6 protein-coding genes and 2 pseudogenes are annotated in these 7,669 nt (G+C 64.7%); all 8 read left to right on the top strand.

The genetic code is table 11. The features are described from left to right. Window positions 1–670 (top strand): annotated as a pseudogene (locus VZ95_RS25530) (ABC transporter transmembrane domain-containing protein); the annotation flags it as partial. Continuing rightward, window positions 667–2,058 (top strand): ATP-binding cassette domain-containing protein, encoded by a 1,392-nt coding sequence (locus VZ95_RS11315; RefSeq protein WP_045775936.1) that lies wholly within the window; start codon window positions 667–669, stop codon window positions 2,056–2,058. The pseudogene VZ95_RS25530 and the gene VZ95_RS11315, both read left to right, overlap by 4 nt. Window positions 2,059–2,138: 80 nt before the next feature. Then, a complete protein-coding gene (locus VZ95_RS11320; protein WP_156995250.1) occupies window positions 2,139–2,603 on the top strand; it encodes a cyclic nucleotide-binding domain-containing protein in 465 nt (154 codons plus the stop codon). Between the two features lie 223 nt (window positions 2,604–2,826). After that, complete coding sequence (locus VZ95_RS11325; RefSeq protein ID WP_232302622.1) at window positions 2,827–3,945, top strand: glycosyltransferase family protein; 1,119 nt, start codon at window positions 2,827–2,829, stop codon at window positions 3,943–3,945. Window positions 3,946–4,049: 104 nt separating this feature from the next. Next, window positions 4,050–5,291: a glycosyltransferase gene (locus VZ95_RS11330; protein ID WP_045775937.1), complete on the top strand. Its 1,242-nt coding sequence runs from the start codon at window positions 4,050–4,052 to the stop codon at window positions 5,289–5,291. Window positions 5,292–5,320: 29 nt separating this feature from the next. After that, window positions 5,321–6,424, top strand: a complete 1,104-nt coding sequence (locus VZ95_RS11335) for a glycosyltransferase family 4 protein (RefSeq protein WP_045775940.1) — start codon at window positions 5,321–5,323, stop codon at window positions 6,422–6,424. Next, window positions 6,421–6,978 (top strand): histidine phosphatase family protein, encoded by a 558-nt coding sequence (locus VZ95_RS11340; protein ID WP_045775938.1) that lies wholly within the window; start codon window positions 6,421–6,423, stop codon window positions 6,976–6,978. Before VZ95_RS11335 ends, VZ95_RS11340 begins: the two co-directional genes overlap by 4 nt. After that, window positions 6,975–7,669: pseudogene (locus VZ95_RS11345) on the top strand (glycosyltransferase family protein); the annotation flags it as partial. The gene VZ95_RS11340 and the pseudogene VZ95_RS11345, both read left to right, overlap by 4 nt.

Here is a 7,669-nt window from a genome sequence, read left to right on the forward strand (position 1 = left end):
CAAACAACGCATTCATTTAGTGCGCGAGCTTTCGGACGAAATTACCGAAACGGCTCTGTCGCTGCGTGAAATTCAAACCAATGGTACGAACCGTTTTCATCTCGCCATATTTTCAAAAATGATGGGTATTAACTATTGGATTCGCTTTGATATTTTCAAATGGAAATTCTTTATAAAGTTTTTGAATAATTTCATCGCGCAACTAACACCGTTTTTCTTTTATTCGATTGGCGGCTACCTGGTGATCCAGGGCAGCCTGTCGCTCGGGGCGCTGCTGGCTGTCGTCGCGGCCTATAAGGATTTGAACGCCCCGTGGCGCGAATTGCTGGATTATTATCAGTTTTTAGAAGATTCGCGGATCAAGTATCAGCAAGTCGTCGATCAATTCGATCCGATGGGGATGATTCCGCCGGAGCGCGCGCCGGTAGAGGGCGGACCGGCGGCTTTAGAGGCGGCGGCGTTGGAGGTTCATATTGCCAATGCCAGCCTATCCGATGAGGTTGGCGGCAGTCGGCTCGATGCCATTTCGCTCACGCTCGCCGCCGGGGCGCGCGTGGCGGTGCTGGGGCAGGATGCCGGGGGAAAGCACGAGTTCGCGCAGATCCTCGCCGGGCTGGCGCCCCGGCAACCGGCCGCGTTACCCTTGGCGGCACATCGCCGCTCGCCATGACGATGCCGGACCTTGGGCGGCGGATCGGCTATGTCGGGGCCGAAACGGTCATGCGCTCTGGCAGCCTCTACGATAATCTCGTCTATGGGCTGCAATGGGTGCCCGCCTCGGGCGAACCCGCCGATCCTGACTGGCCCGTGCGCCGCAAGGAAGCCGCGCGCACCGGCAATTCCACCGACCCAATCGACGGCGATTGGGTCGATTACACGATCTTCGGCAAGGATGGGCAGGCGGCGTTCAAAGCCCGGCTGAACAAGGTTTTGCAAATCACCGGCCTGCTGACCGAGGTGCGGGAGTTCGGCTTGCAGGGCCGGGTTGATCCGCTGGCGCGGCCCGATATCGTTGCGCTGATTCTGAAAACCCGGCAGGCGATTCGCCCGTTCCTCTCCACACCCAATGTGGCTACCTATGTGGAGCCCTTCGCGGCGGATCGCTTCAATATGCAATCGACGCTCGCCGAGAATTTGCTGTTCGGCACGCCGGTCGGTCCGACGTTCCAGGGCGATGCCCTCGCCCGGCACCCGGCTATTCGCGCGGTGTTGCAGGCGGAAGGCATCGAGGATGCGCTGATTGCGGCGGGGCGGGCGACCGCCCAAACCCTCTCGGAAATCTTCCGCGACCTGCCGCCGTCCCACGAGTTCTATGGCCGTTTCAGCTTCGTCGATGCGGAAGAATTGGTCGATCTTGAGCAGGTGGAAGCGCGGATTCGCCGCGACGGGGTCATGACCCCTGCCGACCGCACCCGCTTCCTCATTCTCATTCTGCGCCTCACCCCGGCCCGGCACCGTTTGGATACGGTCGATACGGCGTTGATGGCGGGCATTGTAAAAGCACGCGCGCGGCTGATGCAGGATTTGCCGGAAAGCCTGCGCACGGCGGTGGAGTTTTTCGACGAAGCCAAGTTCAGCCCGGCTAATTCCTTGATCGATAATATTCTCTTCGGGCGGCTCGCGCCGGGGCAGAATGCGATCAATAGCCGGATGCGCCAGTTGATGCGCACCGAGTTGGAACGGTTGGACCTGCTGATGTCCTTGGGCGAAATGGCGGTCGATGTTGGCCTGCAAACGCCCGTCGGCGTCGGCGGTTCGCGCCTGACGCCCGCGATGCGGCAACGGGTCGCGATTGCCCGCGCGCTGCTGAAACGCCCGCCGTTGCTGGTGTTCGACGATCCGGCGGCGCTGCTCGATCAAGCCGCGCAAATGCAATTGATCGAGGCGGTTCTGGCCGAGCCCGACTGGGGGATCGTCTGGGTTTTGCAGCGTCCGGCGCTGGCGAAAGCCTTCGACCGCGTGTTGGTGTTGGATCAGGGGCGGATTATCGCCGATGGGCCGTTCGGCGCGATTGTGCAGAACGGCGATATCATCCCCCGCCCCGACGCGGCAGATTAGGCGGCACTTTAGCGCCGTTAAGCTTATAGCTCTTGTTCCTGAGCCGGGGCCGGGGTTAGCTTAAGGCAGGATTAAGGCGGTTGGAGCCGAACGGGGGGTTGAACGGGATGGGCTTGCAGCAGGAAGTGCAGACCTTGCGCATGGTGCCCATGTTCTCGCATCTCGACCCCGCGCGGCTGAAGCTCATCAGCTTCGCCTCGGAGCGGGTGCATATCATGCAGGGCGAAGAGTTTATCCGTGAGGGCGAGGAGGGGGAGGACGCGTTCGTGCTGCTCTCGGGCCGCGCGGAAGTGACGCTGGAGGGCGGCGAAACCCAGGTGAAACTGGGGGAGGTCGCGCAAAACCAAATCGTCGGCATGATTGCGCTCTTGGCGCACGGACGCCGCACTGCCACCGTCCGGGCCTTGGAGCCGATGGAGTGCCTGCGTTTGCCCAAAGATGTTTTTCACCAGATGGTTCGGGATCTGCCGATTTTGCGCTTGCAGTCATGCGCGATTTGTCCGATGCCCTGGAACGGCAGACGGCCCATTTCCGCGAAGTCCTAGGCGATCAGGCGGCCGACCGTGACGCCAAACATTGATAAAAAGCGCGCGCAGGGCCGAAACCTGCCGCGTGTGGGGATCGAAGTGTCAGGAGCCAGAATGACTGAAGGTCGTGGTCAGCATGGGCAAAACCAAGCCCAGAAACGCCCGCGTGCCTTCAGGAACACGGTAACGGAGTAGCGCGATGGCGCCTGATGTAAGCGTTCAATCCCGGATAGGGCGGGGCGTGCTGCGCCCTCGTGCTGGCGGGGGGGCGACCCGTTTGCTGATTTACAGTCACGATTCCTTCGGGCTCGGGCATTTGCGGCGCTGCCGCTCGATTGCGCAAAATCTGGTGCAGACTTTTCCCGACCTGGAGGTCTTGATCCTCTCCGGGCTGCCCATTATCGCCTCGTATGATTTCGACGAGCGGGTGCGCTACAAGCTGGTGCCCGGCATCATCAAGCTCTCGAACGGCGACTATAAGGCACTGGACGCCGCCGATATCCGCGAGGCCATCGAAGCGCGCTCCCGGCTGATTCTCGAAACGGCGCAGGAGTTCCAGCCCGATCTATTTTTGATCGATAAGGAACCCTTGGGCATTCGCGGCGAAGTCACCGAAACGCTGATGTACCTCAAAGAACGCGGCGTGCCCGTGGTCTTGGGCGTGCGCGACGTGATGGACGATCCGGTTGCTTTCGCCGCCGAGTGGGAACGCAAGCTGGCGGTGCCGGCGCTCGAAGACTATTTCACCGAAATCTGGGTCTATGGGCTGGAGCGGATTTACCGGCCCTTGCAGGGCCTGCCGCTGCCGCCCGCCGTGGAACAGCGCATCGTTTACACAAGCTACCTGTGGCGGCAGGAAGAAATCACCGCGACCGCCGACCCCCTGCCCATCGATCCGCCGTTCCTGCTGGTCACCCCCGGCGGCGGCGGCGACGGCGAGGGTTTGGTGGATTGGGTACTGTCGGCCTATGAACGCGCGCCGGATTTGATGCGGGCGCTCATTGTCTGTGGCCCGTTCATGCACGCCGAATCGCGCCAGCAGATCGAAGCCCGCGCCGCGCGCCTGCCCCATGTGGAGGTGCTGACCTTCGATCCCGATATGCAGCGCCTGATGATTGCAGCGACGGCGGTCGTGGCGATGGGTGGCTATAATACCTTCTGCGAAATCCTGTCCTTCGACCGCCCGAGCCTGATCGTGCCGCGTACCCGCCCGCGCCTGGAACAGTTCATCCGTGCCCGCGAGGCCGAGCGGCAGGGGCTGTTGCAGATGCTGGCCCATGACGAGGATCACCCCGATCCGCAGCAAATGATCGACGCGCTGAAAGCCTTACCGCAGCAGCCGCGCCCCTCGCGGTGGTGATTCCGGGGCTGCTCGACGGGCATCAGGCGATTGCCCATCGCTTTGCCCGTCTCACCGGCCTTCCGCTCGAAACCGCCGCCCGCGCCGCTAGCGCCTAAGCCATCGTGCCCGCATCGGTTCTCACGGTGGTGCTGAAAGGCTATCCACGCCTGTCGGAAACCTTCATCGCCCAGGAGCTTTGGGGGTTGGAGCAGCGCGGGTTTCGGCTGCACCTGATTTCTTTGCGGCATCCGACCGATAAAAAGCGCCACCCGATCCACGATCAAATCCGCGCGCCCGTCACCTATCTACCGGAATATCTTTATCAGGAACCGTTAAGGGTTCTGCGCGGTTGGTGGTACGCGCGGAAGTTGCCGGGCTATCGCGCCGCCTTCTGGCAATGGCTGAAAGATTGGCGGCGCGATCCGACGCCAAACCGGGGGCGGCGCTGGGGGCAAGCTTTGGTGCTGGCAAGCGAACTGCCTGCTGATCGCGCCTTGATCTACACCCATTTCATGCACACGCCGGGCTCGGTGGCGCGCTATGCCGGGCTGATGCGCGGCACGCCCTTCGCGCTCTCGGCCCATGCGAAAGATATTTGGACCATCCCCGCGTGGGAGAAGCGCGAGAAACTGGCCGATGCGGCCTTTCTCGTCACCTGTACCGGCGCGAATGCTGAACATTTGAAGGGCTTGGCGACCGATCCGGCGCGGGTCGATCTCGTCTATCACGGGCTCGATCTCGACCGTTTTCCGCCCCCCGACGCCCGCGTGTCGGTCCGCGATGGGGCCGATCCCGCCGCCCCGGTGCGGTTGCTGTCGGTCGGGCGACTAGTGACGAAGAAGGGCTATGACGATCTTCTGCACGCGCTGGCAAACCTCCCCGCCGGGTTGCACTGGCACCTGACCCATATCGGCGGCGGCGACCGGGCGGCTTTGCAAAGCTTGGCGGCTGACCTGGCGCTGACGGACCGCATCACCTGGCGCGGCGCACAGGCGCAAACCGAGGTGCTCGCGGCTTATCGGGACGCTGATCTCTTCGTGCTCGCCTCGCGCATCGCCAAGGATGGCGACCGCGACGGGCTGCCGAATGTGCTGATGGAGGCGCAGAGCCAGGGCATCGCCTGCGTAGCGACGGCGGTTTCCGCCATTCCCGAACTTATTCGCGACGGGGAAACAGGGGTTCTCGTGCCGCCGGAAGCGCCTGCCGCACTGGCGGCGGCCCTTGCCCGTCTTGCGACCGATCCCGCTTTGCGGGACCGTCTGGGCGCAGCGGGGCAGGCGCGGGTGCGGGCGGATTTCGGCACCGCGCCGGGGCTCGATCAGTTGGTGCGGCGGATCACGCCCTTCTGCCCACCCGCGCTGTGAAACCCTGCCGGATCGCCTTTTATGCGCCGATGAAAGCGCCGGATCATCCGGTTCCGTCCGGCGACCGGCGCATCGGGCGGCTGCTGATGGACGCACTCCGGCTGATCCCCGGCGTCACCGTCGATCTCGCGTGTCGTCTGCGCAGCCGTGATCCTTCCGGCGAGAAGGCCGCCCGGTTCGAGGCTTTGGGCGCACGGGCCGCCGAGGCGCTGCTGCGGCGCTATGCGGCGCGTCCCGAAACCCGGCCCGACCTGTGGTTCACCTATCACCTCTATTATAAAGCCCCCGACTGGATTGGCCCGAGGGTTGCGGCGGCGTTGGGGATTCCCTATGTCGTCGCCGAAGCCTCGCTCAGCGCAAAACGCGGTGCGGGGGCGTTTGCGACGGCGAGCGCGGCCGTGGCGGCGGCATTGCAGAGCGCGGCGGCGAGTCTCAGCCTCAATCCCATCGACGCGGCGGCGCTGGCGCGGCTGGTACCGGGGCTGACGCAGGTGCCGCTGATGCCGTTTCTCGACCTCACCGCCTATCACGCTGCTGCTGCGCAACGGCACGCCGCGCGGGTCGATCTTGCTGCCCGCTTAGGGCTTTCTCCAGCCGAACCCTGGCTGCTCGCGGTCGGGATGATGCGCGCGGGTGATAAAGCTGCCTCCTTCCGGTTGCTGGCCGAAGCCTTGCAGCCGCTGCGCGACCGGCCCTGGTCCTTGCTGCTGGTCGGCGATGGGCCTGCGCGCGCCGCTCTGGAACCGGCCTTCGCCCCCTTCGGCAAGCGCGTGCAGTGGCTCGGTACGCTGCCGGAAACCGCGCTGCCGCCCCTCTATGCCGCCTGCGATTGGTTGGTCTGGCCCGCCGTGAATGAGGCCATCGGCATGGCCCTGCTCGAAGCCCAGGCGGCGGGTTTGCCGGTGATTGCGGGTGCGGCAGGGGCGATTCCGACACTGATCGGGGAGGGCGAAACGGGCTTTCTGGTGCCCGTCGGCGATAGTGCGGCGTTCACCGTCCGGCTGGGGGCCGCGCTTGTCACCGCGCCCGCGCCCTTTCGTGTGGCAGCTTTGGCGCGGACCGCCGAACGGCATTCGCTGCCAGCGGCCTCGGCGCGTTTGGCCGACCTTCTCACCGATTTGGGGGTGCGATGACGATCCCGCTGCTGCTCATTCGCCACGGTCCGACCGACTGGACCGAAGCCGGCCGCCTGCAAGGCCGGGTCGATCAACCTTTGTCCGAACTTGGGCGGGAGCTGCTGCGCCGCCGGGAACTGCCGCCGGAGTTTCTGGCCTGGGACTGGATCAGCAGCCCGCTCCAGCGCGCGGTCGAAACCGGCCTGATTTTGCGCGGCATGCTGGCGCGGCTAGAGCATGCCTTGATCGAGCGCGACGCGGGGACCTTCGAAGGGTTGACCCGTGCCGAACTTGAAGCGAAATCATCGGCGCTGCGCCTGCGCGAGGGGCTCGACTGGTGCCCGCCGGGGGGGGAAAGCCCGCGTCAGGTGATGGCGCGGCTGTCGCCCTGGCTGCTGCGCCTCGCCCGCCCCACGGTGGCGATCACTCATCGCGGCGTGATCGAAGCGGCGCTAGCGCTAGCGACGGGCTGGGATTATACCGGACCGCCGCCCGCCAAAATCAAACCGGCGGTTGCCTTGCGCTTCGCGGTAACGGCGGGCAAGCTGAGGTTCGAAGGGCCGTTGGAATGAAGCTTCTGTTTCATGTGCAGCATTTTTTAGGCGTCGGCCATCATCGCCGGGCGGAAGCCTTAGCGCGCGCTTTGGTGCAGGCTGGGCATGGGGTGACGGTCGCCTCCGGCGGCGCGCCGGTGCCGGGCGAAGATTGGGGCGGGGCCGAGGTGGTGCATCTGCCGCCCGCCCGCGTGAATGCGGCCGATTTCCGCACCCTGCGCCACCTGGATGGCACGCCGGTCGATGATGTTTGGCGGGAGGCGCGGCGCACGCAGCTTCTGGCGTTGTTCGAGCGCGTGGCACCGGATGCGATCCTGCTCGAAGGCTTTCCCTTCGCGCGCCGCCAGTTGAAGTTCGAGTTGATCCCGCTGCTCGACGCCGCCAAAGCCCGCGCCAAGCCGCCGCTGGTGGCGACCTCCTTGCGCGATATTCTCGTGTTCAACAAGCCGCCGAAGCGGCACGATGAAGTGCTCGATTTGGTCGAAACCTATATCGATCTGGTGCTAATCCACGGCGATCCGCGCCTCGTGCCGCTGGAGCGCAGCTTTACCAGCGCCGGGCGGATTCCTGAGGCGAAGAAAGCCTACACCGGCTTCGTTGCGCCCAATCCGCCCGCAGAGCGCACCCGCGTCGCCTCGGTCGTGGTTTCAGTCGGCGGCGGTGCGGTGGGGAGGCGACGCTGTGGACGGCGCTCAAGTCGCGCCCCTTT

It is taken from the genome of Elstera litoralis (assembly GCF_000963705.1).
Lineage (GTDB): Bacteria > Pseudomonadota > Alphaproteobacteria > Elsterales > Elsteraceae > Elstera > Elstera litoralis.